Here is a 20283-nt window from a genome sequence, read left to right as displayed (position 1 = left end):
CTCGCGAACGCGCAGGGCGGCTCCCATCCCAGGCGAGACGAACGGGACTTTTGGAATGAGTGAGAGCGGAGTGGCGAAGCCCACGGTATTCATCGACGGGGAGGCCGGCACCACCGGCCTCGGCATTCGCGAACGCCTGGAGCTCGAAGGCCGCGTTTCCTTGAAGAGCATCCCGTACGAGAGCCGCAAAGACATTGCGGTCAAACGCGCACTTCTCGCGGATGTGGATCTCGTCGTGCTCTGCCTGCCCGACGATGCGGCGAAGGAAACGGTGGCCTTGGCCGATGGCCTGCCCAATGGTGGACCCCGCATTCTAGACGCCAGCACTGCCCATCGCGTCAGCTCCGGCTGGGCCTACGGCTTTGCCGAATTGAATGACGGTCAGGCACAGGTGATCCGCGAGGCGCGGCGCGTCGCCAATCCCGGCTGCTATCCGACGGGTGCCATCGCCCTCCTGCGACCTTTGGTCGATGCCGGATTACTGCCGCCAGACGCACCGATCAGCGTCAACGCGGTCAGCGGCTATAGCGGCGGCGGCAAGAACATGATTGAGGCCTATGAGGCCGGAGATGCACCGGCCTTTCAGCTCTACGGTCTTGGTTTTGCTCACAAGCACCTGCCGGAACTGCAGACCTATGGCGGCCTGACCCGCCGGCCGATCTTCATCCCGTCCGTGGGAAACTTTCGCCAGGGCATGCTGGTGAGTATCCCGCTCCACCTCGATACCCTGCTGGGACATCCGCACGCGGCAGCTCTAGAAGCGGCCCTCGTCGCCCATTATGCCGGAAGCACGATGGTGACGGTGGTTCAGACCAGCCCGGACGACAAGCCGGACGCAGAGGCCTTGAACGACACCGATCACCTTGAATTGAGGGTCTATGGCACGCCGGACCATGCTCAAGCGCTGCTCGTGGCCCGGCTCGACAATCTCGGCAAGGGCGCTTCGGGCGCCGCCGTGCAAAACATTGGCCTGATGCTCGGTCTGGATTAGAAGCTCGGCGCGGATTGGGGCACAAGGCCGATTCGGCCATGTCCTCGCTATCTAACATGCCTCAATCCTCCAGTTCATTAAGTCCCCACGCCGCTCCAAGACTGCGCGTCGCGATGCCGCAGGCTCGGGTCATGAGCTCCATGAGCTGGTTCAGCGCCATGTATCAGGTTCAATCTGTGCTTTAATTTTAGAAGGGCGAGCGGTTCTGCAATAAAGCAGGTGAGGGCGATCCACCGATTGGTCAAAGCCATGCACGGGCAGCGCCACTTTTACCAAGAGGGTGACTTCAGCCGAAAGCGCGAGTGAGCCACCTCCAAGCGCCCGATTTGCATTTGCCCGAACCTGGCGAAGCAATGTCATCGCTCGTCGGTCACCTCGCGGCTCGGCGGCTTAAGGTCGCTCTTAAATTGCAGTCTGGTTTCCCAATGCCGTGAGGCCAGAATCGGGCAAAATATTCTGCAAATTTCTTAAATCGTAGGCAGCAAGTCCGACCGACTTTATTGTCCAAACTGCGATTTTTAAATGTTCGCCCTTGGAACTGTTCATCGTTGAGTAAGTTAGGGGTCGGTGCTTGAAGATTGCGTGATGACGCCCGTTCGCTCTCATTTAGCGGAAGCGGTAACGTCCATAGGCGAGTCTCTCACCTTTGCTCCTTGGCCATGGTCGGCTCCAGAGGAGGGGATGATCGTTTCGGCGAGGGCGATCTGTGGCGATAGAGATGCTCGGCAGGCATACCGGCACCATCGGATGGTTCAGATCAAAGTATGGCGGGTGTGCAGAGATACGGCTTTATGAGAGTATACTTTCTAGGAGACCACGTGCAATCTGCCGGTCCAGTCGATCAGATCGCGATTCGGTGGATAAACGGGCGTTGCATGTCGCCCTATCCCGGCATCAATCGGCGGATGTTGCAATGGGAGCATTCTGTTGAACACTTGAAGGGAAACGCCAACGGATAGGTTGCAACCGCTACTGTTTGCAACGAGGTGATTTTCGCAAGCCGGGCTTGATCGTCCGTGTGCCCTGATAGCGACCGGCCATCATGAATAACACGCTCGGCCGATCGAGTTTCCGAGGCTAGCGAACTTGCAATGGTCGGTTGAGACACCTTTTACCGACACCCCGTGCCAGTGGCAAAGTTCTTTACGACCTGCTTCGCATGACCCTACGTTGAGCGGGCTTCCGTGACGCTCTAGTGCGGCAGAACGAACGACAAACCGTGCTTGGTCCACCGCCCAAACGTTCGGGCAACGGACGATGTGGGGTCTGCAAACGGCCAACACGCGAAACATTTGAACGAATGATCGCTAAATCAGTGAATTTCTTCCAATAACATCTTGCTAGATGCGCAAACAGTGCTTAGGCTTGCGTACAGTTTCAACATAATGAACCGATGGCGTGAATATCATGAGTGAATCAGACACCGACTCAGCCCGTCTCATCACCTTAGCGGCGGACATCGTCTCGGCGTATGTCAGCAACAATCACGTGCAGAGCGCAGAACTGCCTAAGCTCCTCAGTGATGTGCACGAGGCCATTCGCTCGGTAAGCACGAGCAGCGCACCGGCCGCGGAAACCGGCCCGCCTAAGGCGACGCCGCAGGAAATCCGCCGCTCGGTGACCCCCGACTATTTGGTCAGCTTCGAGGACGGCAAGCAGTACAAGACGCTTCGTCGGCACCTCACACTGCGCGGCCTGACCCCCGAACAGTACCGAGCCAAATGGGGACTGCAGCCGGATTACCCGATGACGTCGGCCGCCTATTCCGAGCAGCGTTCGGAACTGGCGCGCGCCCTTGGTCTCGGCCAGCAACGCCGCAAGACCGTGTCCCCGGTATCCAAGGCAGTGCCCGAGGAAGTCGTCAGCGAGCCGGAGGAAGAAGCCGTCGTGGCTCCGCCGGAGAAGAAGCGTCGTGGCCCCCGCAAGAAGCAGGCGGCCTGAACCCCGCTCGACAGCGCGTGTTTGCGCGCTGTCCTGTCTATACGATCAATGCCAAGAATGCCCATTCCCGGCGCATCGCCGGGAATGGGTTCTGTTGCGACTATGTGAAGTCCCGCTAAGTGACTTCACGGCCACCGCACTGGCCTGCCCCCATGCGGTGGCCCAAGTTCGAAGTTAGTGCATCGTCGGTCGCGTGACGATGCCGGGGTGAGCGAGCGGCGCTGAGCCACTTGGTTCCGTTGGCCAGATAACGACCTCCTGTGCAGGTGGCTGGTAGCCCAGCGACGAGTGCGGTCGGATAGTTCCGTAGTCTTTCCGCCACTGCTCGATGACGACACTGGCTTCCTTGAGGGTGTAGAACACTTCGCCGTTGAGGAGTTCGTCGCGGAGCTTCGCGTTGAAGCTCTCGCAGTACCCGTTCTCCCATGGACTGCCCGGCTCAATGTAGGCGGCCACTGATCCAACCGCCGCGATCCAGTCCTGAACAGCCTTGGCGATGAATTCCGGCCCGTTGTCCGAGCGGATGTGACCGGGCACCCCGCGAAGACTGAACAGGTCTGAGAGCACGTCGATCACGTCCAGCGCCTTGAGCTTACGATCGACCCGGATTGCCAAGCACTCGCGGGTGAACTCGTCGATTACATTCAGCATTCGGTACTTGCGCCCGTTGTGCGTGCTGTGCTCGACAAAGTCGTAGGACCAGACGTGGTCGGGGTGCTCGGGCCGTAGTCGCAGGCAGGAACCGTCGTTGAGCCAGAGACGCGCTCGCTTCGGTTGCCGAGCCGGGACATTGAGCCCCTCTCGTCGCCAGATCCGTTCGACCCGCTTCACGTTTACCGTCCAGCCGTCACGCCGTCACGCAGAAGCAAAGCCGTGATCCGACGGTAGCCGTAGCGCCCATACTGCAGAGCCAGGGCGATGATGGCGGCTGTCAGAGTGGCCTCGTCCTCGACCATCACAGCACACTTGCGCTGGGTCGAACGATGCTGTCCCAGGACACGGCAGGCAAAGCGTTGCGATACGCCATGCTCAGCAACGACGTAGTCGACACAAGCCCGGCGGCGAGCCGGGCTCAGAAGTTTTGCTGGCGCTGCCCTTCGGGTCCCGATGCGGCCTCCTTGAGGAGGAGCTTCTCCAAGGTCAGGTCGGAGATCGCCCGACGAAGCCGTTGGTTCTCCGTCTCCAGGGACTTCAGCCGCTTGACCTGGTCACCCTTCAGGCCGCCGTACTCAGAGCACCAACGGCAATACGTGACCTCGGCTACCTCGATGGACCGGATTGCTTCGGCAAACTTGCGACCCTGCGAGACCAGAACATCAACTTGGCGCAGCTTGGCAACAATCTCTTCAGCCGTATGCTTCTTCCGTCCCATGATGACATCCTCCACATGGCTCAAAGCCATACCTTAGGGAGGACCACTTTTCAGGGGGCAGGCCAGCTCGCCGCTCCGTCCCAAGATGGCGCATCTGGAGACTCCAGTCATGACGAAGAACACCCCCCCAAGGTGCGCGCCCCCGTGCGCCCGCTAGCGACCCGTTCGCCCCCGATCATCCCCCGTCCGTTGATTGGATCGACCAGGGCCTGGATTTCCTGGACTGCGGCCCGCTCGTGGATGCGATCCACTGGTCGACGGGGATCCTTCTCGACCTGCCGGACCTGCCCCCCGTGCGTGCCGCGCTTGAGAAGCTGTCGTCATGCCGGGTGTCGCTCTCGTCGCTCTCGCATACGGAGAGCGGGTGTGAGGAGGTCTCGGAGGACCTCAAGCTCGGTCAGGACCAGCGCGGCACGTACGGCGATTGGGCGACCCGGTGCGTCTACTACCAGGCGTTCCTAGGTGACCATGTCTGCGCATTGCGGTGTGCCGTCCGCGTCTGGCAGATCGCGACGGCGGGCGGGCATACCGACCTCCGGCTCTCGAACTTGCTGACCACCCATGCCGAGATGATGTCCATCGCCGCGTACTGCGACGAAGGGCAGTGGGCACCCAAGCGCGAGGAACGGTCGTACCGCCGCCAGGGGGACAGTTTGACCGCCTTGCAGATCATTGCCCGGTCGGTCGTGAAGGTGGAGTGGCCCAACAACGTCAAGCGCGGCCCCGTCCGGGACGACACCGGCTTCGATCCCCGCGATCAAGACGAGGACGATCTGCCCGAGCCGGGGGAGGCGGGACACCTGGTCGTGCGGTCGACGTCGCACCTGAACTCGGCGGCACAGAAGGAATGGAAGTCCGTCACCGGCATACGTCTACCGCTCACACCCGTTCCCGATCTCGCGGAGGCCGCGACCACCCTGTTACGTAAGTTCCCGCATCTCAGGAGCGAGATCGACGGGATCCTGCGGACCCAGGTCGGGCGGCCGTATGCGCGCCTCCCCTTCACGATTCTGGTCGGTGAACCCGGAGCCGGAAAGACGCGCCCGGCCCTCCGGCTGTGCGAAATCCTCGGCCTGCCGGTCACGGTCTACAGTGCGGCAGGGTCGGCGGACGGGACGATCATTGGGACGTCGCGACAGTGGAACTCGTCCCGCGCCTGCGTCCCCCTGCAGGCCATCCAGCACGACCTCCGGGCGACCGTTGCCATCGTGGTTGACGAGCTCGACAGGGCAGGGTCGCGCTCGGACAACGGCCGCATCGTCGACGGGCTACTCACCCTGATCGAGCCGGAGAACGCATCGCGGTACCACGACCCGTCGCTCGAATGCCCCGTGGACATCTCGCCGGTCTCGTGGATCGCCACGGCGAATTCCCTGTCCGGCATCCTGCAAGCGCTGCTCGACCGCGCTCCGATTGTCCACATGCCGAGCCCGACCAAGGCCGACCTCCCGGCCCTTGCCCGGTCAATCGCGGCGGACGTCCGGGCAGAGCGGGGCGTCGATCTCGCCTGGATGCCGGACCTCGACGACGACAAGATCGAGCTCGCAGCGAGGGCATGGACGAAGCCCTCGCTGCGGCAGCTACGAAGGATCGTGGAGACGATCCTTGCCGGGCGCGATGCGCGAGCGCGTCAGGGTCGCTTGGTCGACCCGGCGGTCATGCGGCCTCATCGCCCTTGCGGTAGGCGTCCGGATCGATCGGATCATCGAGATGGAGGCGGCCGGTCGGGTCACCTCGCATGATGCGATCAGGATGGCCGCGGCGGTGGTCCTATGTCTGCCGCCCCTGCCGTTGCAGTGACGGACGTCTATCGGAATCGAACGAGGCGATGCTGGTCAATCCGTGAACGCGGCCGCGTCGTCGCGCACGCCCAAACCGTAACCCTGGCCGCCGCCGTCATGATCGTCCGGCCAGGGTCGCGGGCCCGGGTTATGCGGACCGGACACCGTGAGGTTCACGCGTGGATTAGGGGCACGCTCGTCGCGCATGCAGGGGTCCCCGCGAAGGCCGCCAGTTTCCACTACCGCCCGTTCGAGGCCGGGCATTTCATCGACGAAAGCGACCGGGCCATCGAGGCTGCCGCGCGGGTATTTCTCGATCAGGAGGGCTGGGCATGGCACAGCGGAACCGGTACCCAGGCAGTTGCTTCGATCTGACGGAGCTCGGCGAGCGGCCCATATTCCACGACTGGATCATCGAGCCGGATGACCAGTCGGCGGACGGGACGGTACTCACGGGCACGGTCGACAGGCATGACAGGTTCTCCGACGGAACGGGTCTGACGACGTCGACCGTGCAGGCCTTCGATGCGACCGCGGGATGGGCGTATTCATATTCGTCCGGTCTTGTCCGGTTGGGCCGGTGCCGAGACCCGGAGGCCTGCGAAAACGTGGACCTCGTGTGAGCGGCAGTCCGCAAATGGGCTATTCGCGATACCCATGGGAAAGGCACAATGGTTAACGTGCATCCAGGTGGCGAATTCCGGAGGGCTGCAAAACGCCTGGGCGGGCGGCAAAACGTCCATTTCGATCGTCGAAGGTGGCAGAACATCTGGGCGCCCCTGGTCCATCGGCCCGTTTGGGTCATCCTCATACAGGCCCCCCGCGCCGCCGAGTTAACGCTAGGCCTGTATCCCGTACGGGAACTTTTCAGGCCAGGAATGGCGCATTCAACTCGGGAAGTTCCCGTACGGGATACAAGTGATCTTGGATCATCCGAAGTCCTACAGACCGTCCTCCAGGCAATCGTCGAACATCTCATACCAATCGGTAATGAGGGGGACTCACGGGGTTTGTTCGGCGGGGGCGTTATGATTCGATAAGGCGGACCGGGAGGGTTTGCCATGTCGGCTTGCGTATCGCTGCGTAAGGACTTCAGCGCCGATGATTTGCGTCAGCTGGCTCGGGGGAGCCGGGATGCCGGTCAGAGCCGTCGGCTGTTGGCGCTGGCAACGATCTATGACGGCGCCAGCCGCATGGACGCCGCGCGGACCGGGGCCGTGAGCCTGCAACCGGTGCGGGATTGGGTGCTGGCGTTCAACGCCGTTGGTCCGGCCGGGCTGGTCGACGGCGAGGCACCCGGTCAAAGGCCGAAGCTGAATGCGGCCTAGCGACAGGCGCTGGCGCAGGTAACCGAGGAAGGGCCGGACCCGGACCGGCACGGCGTAGTGCGTTAGCGGCTGAAGGATCTAGCCGCCTGGATCTACGCCAGCTTCGGCGTCAGCCTCGATGAGAGCACGGTGGGGCGCACGGTCGAGGCGCTTGGCTTTGCCAAGCTGTCGGTGCGCCCGCGCCATCACGAGCAGGATCCGGCCGCCTTGACGGCCTTCAAAAAAGCCTGCCCGCTGCCGTGAACGCGATCTGCGCGGGCCTGCCGCCCGGAACAGCCACCGAGCTGTGGTGGCAGGATGAAGCCCGGGTCGGCAAGAAGAACACCCGGCTCGGCGTATCGACGGCCTGCTGCCATGAAAAGAGACACAGTTTCAGCCCCAGCAGATCGCTGGTTAACACGTTGCCTCGAAGTCAACCGCGGCCTTCAACGACGGCGAACGTTAGCTGTCGGCGAACTCCACGCCGAGTCCGACGCGCTGCGTCACGAGTTTGCCGTTCATCGTCAGTGCCTCCGGCTAGCGAGGACCTTGTCGATGCGCCGTCCGTCCATGTCGACCACCTCGAAGCGCCATCCTCCTGCATCGACGGCATCGCCAACGCCAGGGATCCGTCCGAGCTGGAAGATGACGTAGCCGGCCAAGGTGGTGAAGTCGTCGCTGTCAGGCGTCTCGGAGAATGCGAGACGCTCGAACGCCTGCCGAGCAGGCATCATGCCGTCGATGAGGAGCGATCCGTCTGCGCGTTCGACAACGTCGGGCTCTTCACCGACCTCTGGGATGTCGCCCGCAATCGCCTCCAAGAGGTCCGTCTGCGTGACGATGCCTTCCAGCGTTCCGTATTCGTCCACCACCACGGCCATGCGCATGGGCTGGCTCTGGAAGGTCTCAAGGACGGCCAGAATCGTCATGCTTTCATGCACCACGATGGGCGGCTGCGTGGCCCCGGCGAGGTCAATGTCTTTGCCGTCGAGGATCTGGTCGAGCAGGTCTTGCTTGCGCACGATCCCGACGAGTTCGTTGATTTCTCCGCGGCTGATGACGACCTGGGCGTGGTCGCATTCGCGGATCGCCTTCAGAACCACGTCTCTCGGGTCATCCAGATCGACCCAGAACACCTCGTGGCGTAGGGTCATGATATCCCGCACCTTTCGCTCCCCAATGGCGAAAATGCGCTCGACGGCCTCCTGCTGAACCTCGCGGATGAGGCCCGCCTCCTGGCTCGCCTGGATCAGCAGGTTGAGTTCGGCTGTCGAGTGAAGGGATCCCTCGCCGTGGCCCGGGTGGAGACCGCAGAGGCGCAGCACCCCATTGCCGAGGGCATTGAGAAAAAGGATCGCAGGGCGGAAGACGAGGAGGAAAAGGCTGAGGGGGCGGACAACGGCTAGCGCCGTGCGCTCGCTACGCTGCAGAGCGAGGCTCTTTGGGGCGAGTTCGCCGAGCACGATGTGCAGGGACGTGATGATGGAAAAAGCGACGACGACCGCGACGGTATGGGACGCGACCGAACTGAGCCCGATCGGCAGCCACGCCAGCGCAGGCTCGACGAGGTGAGCAAGGGCCGGTTCGCCGACCCACCCCAACGCAAGGGACGACAGCGTGATGCCGAACTGGGTCGCGGCGAGATAGGCATCGAGCCGGTCAGTCGCCCGTTGCAGGGCGTTCGCATGCGCGCGACCTTCCGTGACGAGTTCCGCAACCCGAGAGCGGCGCACGGAGACGAGAGCAAATTCGGCTGCAACGAAGAACCCGTTGGCGAATACCAGCACCAGGACTGCGGCCAGCCCAAGCACGGTCGACCATGCATCTTCGGAAATTGCCGTGCCCCTTCTCGAAAAAACGTCTTTACCTACCTCCGCTACGCTTCAAGATCCATGGCGCGTTCAAAGGCGGCGGCTTTCATTTCCTGACCTCTCGGATCGGCCACATAGATGTCTTTGAAGCCCCGACCGGCAAGCTCCCAGGTTTTCTCCAGAGCCTGATCAGCGGTGCCGCAAGCAAAAATGAGCGCGCGTCCCGCGTGATCGTTTGCCTTAACTTTGTACACGATTGATCTCCAGGCTGTCCGCGCGTGGTGTAAGCCAGTCATGAGGATTGCGCGAGGGAGCCGAGCAAAGTGCGGAGGCCCGACCTTTCCGACCAGCTTTTCAAGGCAGACACGAAATCGGGAATTGAGCAGGCGGGGTGCGTGCTTTTTCCACGTGTCAACGATCGAGGGCTAGTCGGACAGGCTGGAACTCCTCCTTGATGTAGCGAACCGGGATCGAACGGTCATCCCTGGGTTTCGCCGAGACGTCGACCTTATCACCCATCTCGAGCTGCTGAGGACGCTGACGATCTCCGGGAAGAGGAGATGAGTTGGGGTCGCCGCCTTCATCGGTTACCATTCGGCGAGCTTGCCCATCATGCTCTTCGGCAATTGAGGACCGAAGGTGATTGCCGTGGGCCTTTCCGCGGCCGGCAGGGCTGCATCGATCCATGCATCGAGCTCTCTGCGCAAGACCGTCAGGTCAGCCCCTAGCTCGGGTACGACAAAAGCCTTCAAGCGAGCCCCCTCTTCCGGCCGCATGAGCCGCACAGATGCTTCTCGAACACCCTGCCTATCTCGGAGGGACGCCGCTATGCGATCCGGGAACACGTTGACCCCGCCGACCTGTACGGCACCGTCGTTCCGGCCCGCCAAGTGGAAACGGTGCCCGTCCTGTAGTCGGATGCGATCCGGCAATGGGACGTTGCGGCCAGATCGATCGACGATGTCCGGTGCATCTTCACGGATGGGTTCGGCGAAGCGCCAATGCGACATGAGCTGGTAGGTGGTGTGCGGCCACCGGCGCACTGCCACGCCCATCGTCTCCGACGACCCGTAGACCTCCGTCATCGCCGAGAGGCCGCGCTCGCAGAGAGATGTGATCAGGGCTGGCGGGCACGGTGCCGTCGAGACCACTCCCTCGACGTCCCGGGGCCAGACCGGCAGGGATCTCTCCAACCACCGCCAGCGATCGGGAAAGGTGACGACGAGATCGCCCGGCGCGAGACTCTGGGCCAGTTCTGCGGCGCTGAAGCGCGTCGCGTCGAGGTGTTCGACACGGAGCATATCTGGAAGGAGCGCGGCAAATAGGAAACCGTAGGCGTGGTGCGCCGGCACCAAGGAGATGACCCGCCGCCTGTCACCAAAGAGCTCAGCCAGAAACGAGGCTTCCGTCAGCAGGGCTTCGGCAGAATGAGCGCATCGCTTCGGTGTCCCGGTCGTTCCCGACGTCGTGAAGGTGATCGCGGCCACTCCGGACCTCCACGCCGCCTCGATGCATTCAACCCAACTTCCGAACGTTGCGTCCGTCAGCAGTCCCTCCTCGCTGGCCGCCTCGTGCAGGTGGAACATCTCGTTGACCGCAGAGGCGAGCCACATCGCCTCGAGGGAGTCACATCCGAGCCCCACCTTCGTGTTGTCAGTGATCTGCAGGGCCAGTGGCCATTCGGACGGAAGGTCGATGGGCTGCCGTGCGCCGGGGTTGCCACGACCGCGCGCGACAAGAAGCTCTGCGCCGAGGAGGCTTTGGAGGACGGCCACGAGCGCGCGTCGCGACAGCATCGCTGGAGAGCCGGTGCTCAGGCTGCCACCTGGTCCGCTTCCGACACGGCGACCCGATTTCGGCCTGCTCGTTTGGCTTGGTATAAGGCGGTATCGGCGGCTGCGAGCAGTCCAGCGAGGGACGCAGTCGTTCCCGCATCGAGAGCACTACAGCCAAAGCTTGCCGTGATACGCAGCCCAATCACCCCAATATCGAACACATCGCCCGCGAGCGCGAGGCGCAAGCGCTCGGCCGCAACCGCCGCAGCCCTCAATGTCGCTCCTGGCAGAAGGACGACGAACTCTTCGCCGCCCAGTCGGGCGAAGACATCCTCGGGACGGAGCTCGCCCTCGCAACGGCGTGACACTTCGCAGAGCACCGTGTCACCAGCTGCGTGCCCGTGCTCGTCGTTCACCTGCTTGAAATGATCGACATCGAGAACGATCAGCGCCAGGGATCTGCCATCTCGAAGGCACCGAGCGAAGTGGCGCTCGGCCGCCTCAAAGAAATGAGCGCGATTGCTCACGCCGGTAAGGTGATCGCGCGTGAGCATCCGCCGCAGATCCGCTGCGTCCCGTCCCTGCCGTGTCACCGCTCGCAATACGAGCGTAAAGCCTGCCGTGGTTCCATCCGAGTTATCGCGTACGGCAACCAGCCGTTGACACCAGTATCGGCTCCCGTCGGCACGGGCATGCCAGCCCTCGTGCAAGTGCCAGCCGTCACTCCGGGCAACGGCAATCGCCTCACCGGGGAGCGGCATTGCCGAAGCACGATCGGGGCGGGCGAAGGATTCGAATGGCCGACCGAGCAAATCGGCTTCCGTGAAACCGGTCTGCCGAACCACCGACGATGTCACTCCATCGATGCAACCGTTGACGTCCAACGAGAGGACGGCAACGTCATCAATGCTGTCCAGTAGCGAGGCGAACCAAACCTCCGCCTGCTTCAGCCGCTTCTCGCGAGCAACCTGCTCGGTCACGTCCGACAGCGTCGCGATGTAACGGTCCTCGGTCAGCTTCACGACGCTGCATGCAAGGACAGCCGATTGCCCTCCGCGCCCGGTTACCATGCGGTGGCCATCGCAGACCGTACCGTGAGACGGTGCGAACTGCTGGATCATGTTCATCAATTCTGGCGCGCAACCGTCCATCACCTCGAAGAGATTGGTGACGAAGGGACGCCCGGCAATCGGAAGCAAGAGACCCATCGCAACCGGATTGACCAAACCGATATCGCCAGCAGCCGAGAACTCGATGAGGCCGGCAGGACACGCGTAGAGGAATTGAAGGAGGGTCGTGTTTTCGGCTTCGAGCTCGGTTGTCACGGGACCTCTCTCAACGCTGAATGAGGATGAAGCGGCGATCCATTCCGGATGCTTTCAAGAGCCGAAGACGAACCGGCGTAGGGCGCATGCGCAGGGTAAGGACGTAGTCGATAATGGCGTCGATCTCAGTTTCATCCTCAAAGCGCTGCGCAACCATGAAGTTGTTCATGCACTGCGCCGTAGTCGAGAAGTAATGTGTGCCAAGCACACTCTTGCGCGGCAGACCGGCCAGCCGCTCTTCTGTCGCGTTGTAGATTTCGACAATGCCATCCGGCGAGAAGCCAACGACCCCAAACGGCAGCGCATCCAACTCTTCAACGTCATGGCTGCCGAGATCACGCAGCGAGATTGTTTCGAATGAGAGCATGATTACGCCTTGGAGGTTTGATCTATGATGCTCAGGCTGCATGCGCATCCATCGTGTCGCCGGTAGGCAATCTGGTGGTCTTCGCTCTGACATCCCCCTGCGGAATCCAGACCGTTGGCAGAGAGGCGACGGCTGGCTTCGCGAAGAGATAGCCCTGGACCAGCTGAATTCCAGCCGCTTGGAGGGTCACGAGTTCGGCTTCCGTCTCGATCCCCTCCGCGATCACCGCCACGCCCAGCTGCCGTGCCATCGCGACCACTGCGGCGACGATGGTCTGGCGCTGCCGCGATGTATCGATCCCGCGGATGAGCTCCATGTCGAGCTTGATGAAATCGGGTTGGAAGCTTGCCAGGAGATTGAGGCCTGCATAGCCGGCCCCAAAGTCGTCAATCGCCGTTGCAAAACCCTGCTTGCGATACTCTGCGACAATACGCTGAACGTGGGCGACATCCGTCATGCGCTCGTTCTCGGTAAACTCGAACATGATCCGCTGGCGCGCAAACCCAACCCGATGGGCGGCGTCCAGCGTTGCACGAATGCAAGCGGCTGGTTCGTAGACAGCGTTGGGCATGAAGTTAATGGACAGGCGGGTTTCGGCGTCCGGGAACAGCGCGCCGGCAAGTTCGATCGCCTTCACACGGCAAGCCTGGTCGAACTTGTATCGGTTCGCATCGTCGACCATGGCGAGGATCTGCCCGGCACCTTGGCCTTCCGTGCCCCGGACCAGAGCCTCGTAGCCCCAGACGGTGGTTTGAAGGAGGTCAAGAATGGGGTGAAACGCCATCGTGAACTCGAAGGGCAGGGGCTGGCCATTCTGGCAGCCCTGGCATCCGCGTGTCATAGATAAACTTTCCAAGTCGTATTCCGCGCCATACAACCCTGCCCTCGTAAACATTGAGGCAACGTAAATGAAAGCACGGGGCTGGATTGACAACAAAAATGGAACTTCAAATGTTCCATTTTGGGGCGGGCTGCGAAACCGCTTTTAGGATGCGGCTGTTTCCAGAAAATTTGGACGAATATAAACCCAAACTAATCTGGCGCTGCTGTAATTTGCAGTAACGATTTACAATTATTAGCAACATATTAGAATGACGCGATTATTGATTGAGATTAGCGACTTTTTTCCGTCCTGTCGTGCCAATCTGGAGCGAAACCGTGGTATGCCTGGGGTATGCGCGATCGAAGATCTATCGGTCTGCAAGCTAATTGGCCAAAGCTTCCCTTGCGCCAAGGTCAAACCGGGCCGCAAACATGTCTGCTGGCATCGGTTTGCCGAACAGATAGCCCTGTCCCTCCTGACAACCCTTGGCACGCAGTCGTGCGTGTTCTGCCGCTGTCTCAATACCCTCAGCAATCACGTCCAAGCCGAATCCATGCCCAAGCTGTAGAATCGCACGTACGATCGTTTCATCCTTGCTTGACCCCATCATGCCCGTCACAAATGAGCGGTCAATCTTCAGGCGGGTCAACGGAAATCGCTTGAGAAGGCTTAGAGAAGCATAGCCAGTTCCATAATCATCAAATGCGATGCCAACGCCGCTCTCACGTACGGCGTGTAACGTTTCCGCCAAGCCAGCTTCTTGTCGAAGCACAATATTTTCAGTAATCTCTAGCTCTAAGTTGGCAGCGGGAAGGCCTGTGCTCATCAAGATTCCGCGGACCGTCTCGGCAAGATTGCCGTTCCGAAATTGAGCGCTGCACAGGTTCACCCCCATGCGGAAGTCTTTGGCCCCTAACCTGCGCCATTCTGCGGCCTGCGCACACGCAGTTCTCATGACCCAGTTGCCAACTTCGGTGGCATGAGGACTGCTGTCCAGAACGTCGACGAATGATGCAGGCGTCAGTAATCCGTGTTTTGGATGCTGCCAACGGATCAGGGCTTCGGCTCCTACGAGGGCACCATCTTTGAGCCGCACTTGCGGCTGATAATGTAATTTAAACTCATCTAATTCAACTGCGCGACCTATATCTTCTCGACAGGAGCGAGTACGCCTTATTTTATCTCGCAAAACCTGTGTAAACACTCGATAACAATTCCGCCCTTCGCTTTTAGCTTGATAGAGCGCGAGGTCGGCGCACGAGAGCAAATATTCTGCCCCTTCCTTACTGTTTGACGATAAGGCGATGCCTATGCTCCCACGTAGTTTCAGTGCCTGGCCCTCATGATCGAATGGTATCGCAACAGCGGCTATGATGGCATTGGCGACTTCGGTCGCGCGAAGTGGATCGTCACTATCCGTTAGGAGAAGGACGAATTCGTCGCCGCCCAGGCGAGACACGGTATCAGTCGGTCGTACGCAGGAGAGCAAACGGGCGGCGATTGTTCTGAGAAGCGCATCACCGGTCGCATGGCCATAGTTGTCGTTGACCTCCTTGAAACCATCGAGGTCAAGCATCAGGACCGATACAGGCCGCGTCGCTCTCGTAATCTCAATGAGACGCTCGCGAAGAACTGAACGATTCGGCAGCTCTGTCAGAGGGTCGAGATGGGCCAGACGGAAAAGACGCTCCTCGTTCGCGCGCCGTCCACGGATATCGCGTACGATCGAGCCGAAGGCAGCTCGCCCATCCTCCTGCCATTGCGACAATGACAGCTCGATAGGAAATTCATCGCCCGTCTTGTGTCGAGCCTGCAACTCGATGGTCTTGCCAATCAAGCGGGGATCACCTCCGGTGGCGACTCGCTGGAGACCGTTACTATGCCCGCCGCGCATACGCTCGGGGGCGATCACGTCGATCGACTGGCCGATTGCTTCAGCTCCGCTGTAACCGAACATGCGCTCCGCAGCGGCATTCCACACAGTGATACGGCCGTCCGCGTCGGCGCATACGATTCCATCAGGTGATGTCGAGGTAATGTGTTCGAAACGACTTTGGCTCACGCGCTGCGCTATTTCGAGCCTACCCAGCTCCATGCGATCGATCGCGATGTTAGCCAACTGCCGAAGCGAGTGTACGTCCGCATCAGAGAAGACGTCGCGTGGCTTTGTATCCGCGAGGCAAAGTGCACCAACAGCATGGCCGGAAGGTGTGCGCAGCGGGACGCCAACATAGAAGCGGATGTGCGGCGCTCCGACGACGTAGGTACTGTCCTCGAAACGTGGATCAAGAGCGGCATCCAGGATGACGAAGGCGTCTTTTTGCAACAATGCATGTGAGCAGAATGCGGCCTCGCGGCTGATTTCATACACGCTCGAACTCATATGCGCCTGGAACACTTGGCGCTCTTGATCGAGCAGGGAAACGAAAGCCGCTTCGACATCAAACATGCGAGTGGCTAAGGCTACGATGTCAGTGAAAGCGGCTGCAGGAGCTACATCTGTCAATTCGTGATCGGCTAAGCCATCGTCGCTTGCGGCTTCGCTAGATAAGATATGGGGCAGTTGCACGGCGAGGGCCATCGGTTGTGTCCGAGGGTGATCCTGTGCGTGAGCTGTTAACGGAATTGGTACGACATCGGACAAAATTCGGCACGGCACTATCGCAAAGGCAACTATAAACACTCACATATGATAATTTTTACCTTGCGAAAAGATGCCTTATCTATAATTGACCCTTCTGTCCCTGCGTTGATGTGACCCTGGCCCTGACCTCGCACCTGCGCCACCAACCGCGGGTAGGCCGAGGACCTTCCTCATGAGCCTTCTCAAGCTTTCGACGGTCTGTCGGGTCGTACGAAAAAGAGAAAGGCAGAGTGTGCTTCCCAGCAGCACTCGCGACGGACGAAAGGGGCTTGTTAATCCCGAAGCGCCTGCGGTGTCGGGGTGAGATCGCACAACACGTCGACCGAATGGCGTTACGGCGGGCAACGTTCCTTCTCCGATGGGTGTTGCCGCAGCATAATCCGTAACACGTGGAGGATGAATGTCTGTTTCGCGACGCCGTGAAGCCCGCCTGCTGGATGCACGTGAAAACGATCTCGTCGGCCGCTCCCACCGGCCAGGACTGGATGCGGTGGACGATGCCGGGTTGTCCGACCTGATACGGCTGCTGCGGGAACGACGGGACCGGGCGCGCGATGTGTCTCGCCGACAACGCCGTGAGGTGCGCGGAAAATCGGCCCCGTCCATTGCTCATCCCGCGACGGACAATTCCGGCACACGCGAGAAGGCCGCACTCCTTGCCGCGGCGGTCAAACGCGCCAGCAAGGAGAGCGAGCGCCGCCGAAACGCTCGCGCCCGCAGCAAGACGGTATCGGGCGCTCGCCGTGCCCTCGCTTTGAAGCAAGCCGCCAACGACCCGCATGAGAACAGGCCTTCGTCGCGGACGGCCAACAACGGTATGATGCCGGTCCCGAACGAGACGATAGCACCCTCGGGCGCCCTGAATCAGGAAGGCCAGGAAATCGCGATGCGTCGTGGCGGTGGCCCCCGATAGGGGGGTCCTCTCAGTCGATCCATCAGAGCGGCCGCATAACGTCCATTCATCCCCTCGAGACATCATTGCTCTGATCGACAGGCAATCCCGCTTCGTGCTCATCGAGGGCGATGCCCCGGTTCCGGCAGCGAAGGGTGTGGGGCGGTCATCGAATCGCGCAACGTTCGCGCGCAGGCGGGTCTCACCGGACCAGGAGGCGGACCGAGACGACGGCGACCGCACCGTGCACGGGGCCGAGCGGCCAGACCGTCCCATCATGAGCCGGTCAAGCTCCCACGCAAAGGCCTGACCTCCGCGACCCGCGCCACCGATAAGGAACGAGCATGGACTCCATCACGATCCTCGACTCACACCGCTGCCATCTCGGCGAGGGCCCCTGCTACGATCCGCGTACCGGCACGGCGTGGTGGGTCGACATCCTGGAGCGGCACCTGTTCGAGATGCCACTCCACGACGGCACGTCCCGCCGGCACAGCCTGCCCTTCATGGCGAGCGCCGTCGCGGCGGTGGACGAAACCTGTCACCTCCTCGCCGCCGAGGATGGGCTTTACTTGCGCAAGCTGGCGGATGGAAAGCTCGAGCTGTTCTGTCCGCTGGAGCCAGAGGATGCAGGCACCCGCTCCAACGACGGCCGTGTGCATCCCTGCGGCGCTCTCTGGATCAGCACCATGGGCCGCGAGGCCGAGCCGGGACGCGGCGCGATCTTCCATGTCGCCGGCACCCGGGTGACGCGGCTCTACGGATCGTTCACCATCCCGAACGCCATCTGCTTCTCGCCCGATGGCGCGACCGGCTACTTCGCCGACACCGATGCGGGTCTGCTCAAGCGCGTCAGCCTCGATCCCCGCACCGGCCTGCCGACGGGCGAACCGGCGACGCTCTACGATCATCGCGGTGGGGAGGGCGGTCTCGACGGCGCCGCGGTCGATGCCGAGGGCCGTATCTGGTGCACCCGCTGGGGCGCGTCCTGCATCGATGCCTACAGTCCGGAGGGCGAGCGTGTGCGCACGGTTCCCCTGCCTGTAACCCGCCCCTCGTGCCCGACCTTCGCGGGGCCCGATCTCGATCGCCTGCTGATCACAAGCGCCTATGAGGGCATGAGCCGGGACGAGCGCGACGCCGATCCCGAGCACGGGCGCACCCTCCTGGTGACCGCCGGAGCGCGTGGCCTGCTCGAGCCCGCCTTCCGGCTCGCGCCGTAAGACCGTCCTTCCGGAACTCTGGACGACGATAACCCCGCTCGCCGCCGTGAGACGGGGACGGGCATACCGGCGCCACGCATCGGCGCGCTGAAGGAGACCATCACCGTCATGACGACGCCCGACGCGCGCGACTACCAGCGGATCGAGGATTATGCCCTCCTGGGCAATTGCCATGGCTCTGCCCTGGTGGCGCGGGACGGTTCCATCGACTGGGCCTGCCTGGAGCGCTTCGATGCCGAGCCGGTTTTCTCGCGGCTTCTCGACCGGACCCGCGGCGGCTTCTTCGTCGTGCAGCCCGATGAGCCCTTCGAGACCCAGCGGATGTATCTCGCCCGCACCAACATCCTGGAGACGGCCTTCACCACGGCGTCAGGCGTCTTGACGCTTCACGACTTCATGGTCGCGCCGGAACCGGGGGAGGCTCATCCGAGCCTGATCCGCCTCGTCGCCGGAGTCTCGGGTGCCGTGCCGGTTCGGGCCGAGTACCGGCCGCTGGCGGGCTTCGCGGAAACCTTCGCCGACCTCGCCATCGCGGACGGCCTCATCACGGGGGAGGGCCTGCCCAGCCTCGTGTCGGAAACGGGATTTGCCGCCGAGGATGGGCGGGCCGTCGCGCGCTTCACCGTGAAAGGCGACGAGGCGCGCAGCTTCGCCCTCTACACGTCCGGCACCTGGCACGACGGTGTGAGAGCAGACGGTGTTCCAGCGGCGCGCGAGCTGATGGAGCGGGCCCGCCGGGCCTGGGCCGGCTGGGCGGCGGGCGCCCTCTATGACGGCCCCTTCGCCGACGAGCTCACCCGCAGCGCCCTGACCCTGAAGGCGCTCACCTACGCGCCGAGCGGCGCCATCGTGGCGGCCGCCACCACCTCCCTGCCCGAGGAAATCGGCGGAATCCGCAACTGGGATTACCGTTTCTGCTGGATCCGGGATGCCTGCCTCTCGTTCTACGTCCTGAAGAAGTTCGGCATGGTGGCGGAGGCCGAGGCGTTCTTCGGCTTTGTCAGCACCCTGTCCGAGCGTGAGGGCGGCGGTCTCCGGCCGCTCTATGCGGTTGCCGGCGAGGCCGACCTGATGGAGCGCGAGATCGGGCATTTCGAGGGCTGGCGCGGCAGCCGCCCGGTCAATCACGGCAACCTGGCGTCGGAACAGCACCAAAGCGACGCCTACGGTCAGGTCCTCGACCTGCTCTACCTCTACGAGCGTCTCGGCGGCACCATTTCGGACGCGGCGCAGGACCAGGCGATCCGCCTCGCGGACTTCTCCGCCGCCCACTGGCACGAGAAGGATGCCGGGCTCTGGGAGCCGCGCAAGCCCGAGGAGCACTACCTTCATGCCGCCATCATGAACTGGGTGGCGCTGGACCGGGCCATCCGCCTCTTCGGCGAGCGGCCGGATTGGTGCGCCGAGCGGGACCGGATCGTCGAGCGCGTCAACGGCAAGGGCATCCACGCAGAGGGCTACTATCCGCAATTCATCGGCAGCGACGACGTGGACGCCGCTCTGCTGATCGCCCCCATGGTGGGCTTCCCCGTCGACGAGGCGGCCTTCGCCCGCACCGTGGACACCATCATCGCCCGTCTGGGCCACGGTCCGCTGGTCTATCGCTACCGCAGCGACGACGGCCTGCCGGGGCACGAGGGCACGTTCCTGATCTGCGCGTTCTGGCTGGTGGACGCCCTGGCCTGGCTCGGCCGGGGGGATGAGGCACAGACGCGTTTCGCGGCCTTGCGGGCTTTGCAGAACGATGTCGGCCTCTATGCCGAAGAGGTGGCGGAGGACCAGAGCTTCCTCGGCAACTTCCCCCAGGCCTTCAGCCACCTGGCCTTCATCCACTCCGCCCTGGTGCTCGAACTCTACGCCCATGGCGGCCGGGCCGCGGTGCACGGCACCTACGCCGACCGTTCGCTCCGCGAGACCGAGGCGCGCACCGCCCCGGTGATCCGCCGTGTGAGCTGACTTCAGTTCTCCGTGCTCAACCATGACGAGCGTGTGGTTGAACGGACCCGCGAACTCGCGGAGAGAACCAAGGCG

The 20283-nt window shown here is 62.3% G+C and carries 14 protein-coding genes and 2 pseudogenes; 8 read left to right on the top strand and 8 right to left on the bottom strand.

The window, feature by feature from the left end; translation table 11 throughout:
• Nucleotides 1-55 precede the first annotated feature (55 nt).
• Together argC and K368_RS0121715 are read left to right on the top strand one after the other, a co-directional pair.
• Nucleotides 56-991 (top strand): N-acetyl-gamma-glutamyl-phosphate reductase, encoded by a 936-nt coding sequence (gene argC, locus K368_RS0121720; protein WP_027174183.1) that lies wholly within the window; start codon nt 56-58, stop codon nt 989-991.
• Between the two features lie 1407 nt (nt 992-2398).
• Nucleotides 2399-2932 (top strand): MucR family transcriptional regulator, encoded by a 534-nt coding sequence (locus K368_RS0121715; RefSeq protein WP_027174182.1) that lies wholly within the window; start codon nt 2399-2401, stop codon nt 2930-2932.
• Between the two features lie 174 nt (nt 2933-3106).
• On the opposite strand, the pseudogene K368_RS26330 reads toward K368_RS0121715, so the two are convergent.
• Nucleotides 3107-4304: pseudogene (locus tag K368_RS26330) on the bottom strand (IS3 family transposase).
• Between the two features lie 236 nt (nt 4305-4540).
• Between K368_RS26330 and K368_RS25690 the strand changes: the two are divergent.
• The 3 genes and pseudogenes from K368_RS25690 to K368_RS26905 all read left to right on the top strand — a co-directional run.
• Entirely contained in the window at nt 4541-6046 is a 1506-nt protein-coding gene (locus K368_RS25690) for an AAA family ATPase (protein WP_245259641.1), read from the top strand.
• Between the two features lie 371 nt (nt 6047-6417).
• Complete coding sequence (locus K368_RS0121690) at nt 6418-6708, top strand: hypothetical protein (protein ID WP_027174180.1); 291 nt, start codon at nt 6418-6420, stop codon at nt 6706-6708.
• A 438-nt stretch (nt 6709-7146) separates the two neighbouring features.
• Nucleotides 7147-7797: pseudogene (locus K368_RS26905) on the top strand (winged helix-turn-helix domain-containing protein); the annotation flags it as partial.
• A 119-nt stretch (nt 7798-7916) separates the two neighbouring features.
• Here the strand turns inward: K368_RS26905 and K368_RS0121680 are convergent.
• From K368_RS0121680 to K368_RS26315, 7 genes are all read right to left on the bottom strand, one after another.
• Nucleotides 7917-9203 carry a hemolysin family protein gene (locus tag K368_RS0121680; protein WP_027174179.1) on the bottom strand — a complete coding sequence of 429 codons (1287 nt, stop codon included), beginning with the start codon at nt 9201-9203 and terminating at the stop codon, nt 7917-7919.
• Between the two features lie 65 nt (nt 9204-9268).
• Complete coding sequence (locus K368_RS0121675) at nt 9269-9457, bottom strand: hypothetical protein (protein WP_027174178.1); 189 nt, start codon at nt 9455-9457, stop codon at nt 9269-9271.
• A gap of 333 nt (nt 9458-9790) precedes the next feature.
• On the bottom strand, nt 9791-10999 hold the full coding sequence (locus K368_RS25290) for an AMP-binding protein (RefSeq protein WP_051439960.1): 1209 nt from the start codon (nt 10997-10999) through the stop codon (nt 9791-9793).
• Between the two features lie 17 nt (nt 11000-11016).
• A complete protein-coding gene (locus K368_RS0121665; RefSeq protein WP_027174177.1) occupies nt 11017-12303 on the bottom strand; it encodes a sensor domain-containing diguanylate cyclase in 1287 nt (428 codons plus the stop codon).
• A 10-nt stretch (nt 12304-12313) separates the two neighbouring features.
• A complete protein-coding gene (locus K368_RS0121660) occupies nt 12314-12670 on the bottom strand; it encodes a phosphonate transporter (RefSeq protein WP_027174176.1) in 357 nt (118 codons plus the stop codon).
• Nucleotides 12671-12701: 31 nt separating this feature from the next.
• Entirely contained in the window at nt 12702-13511 is an 810-nt protein-coding gene (locus tag K368_RS25285) for an EAL domain-containing protein (protein WP_081739639.1), read from the bottom strand.
• Nucleotides 13512-13875: 364 nt separating this feature from the next.
• Nucleotides 13876-16074, bottom strand: coding sequence for an EAL domain-containing protein (locus tag K368_RS26315; protein WP_081739638.1), 2199 nt, complete (start codon nt 16072-16074; stop codon nt 13876-13878).
• A gap of 463 nt (nt 16075-16537) precedes the next feature.
• On the opposite strand from K368_RS26315, the gene K368_RS0121640 reads away from it, so the two are divergent.
• From K368_RS0121640 to K368_RS0121630, 3 genes are all read left to right on the top strand, one after another.
• Nucleotides 16538-17050, top strand: coding sequence for a hypothetical protein (locus K368_RS0121640; RefSeq protein WP_027174174.1), 513 nt, complete (start codon nt 16538-16540; stop codon nt 17048-17050).
• Between the two features lie 323 nt (nt 17051-17373).
• Nucleotides 17374-18252 carry an SMP-30/gluconolactonase/LRE family protein gene (locus tag K368_RS0121635; RefSeq protein ID WP_027174173.1) on the top strand — a complete coding sequence of 293 codons (879 nt, stop codon included), beginning with the start codon at nt 17374-17376 and terminating at the stop codon, nt 18250-18252.
• 108 nt (nt 18253-18360) lie between these two features.
• Nucleotides 18361-20208: a glycoside hydrolase family 15 protein gene (locus K368_RS0121630; protein WP_155935276.1), complete on the top strand. Its 1848-nt coding sequence runs from the start codon at nt 18361-18363 to the stop codon at nt 20206-20208.
• Nucleotides 20209-20283 lie beyond the last annotated feature (75 nt).

The sequence above is a fragment of the Methylobacterium sp. 10 genome (assembly GCF_000519085.1).
Classification (GTDB): domain Bacteria; phylum Pseudomonadota; class Alphaproteobacteria; order Rhizobiales; family Beijerinckiaceae; genus Methylobacterium.
Note: the sequence above shows the minus strand (reverse complement) of the source record. Positions and strands in the feature narration are given on the sequence as shown.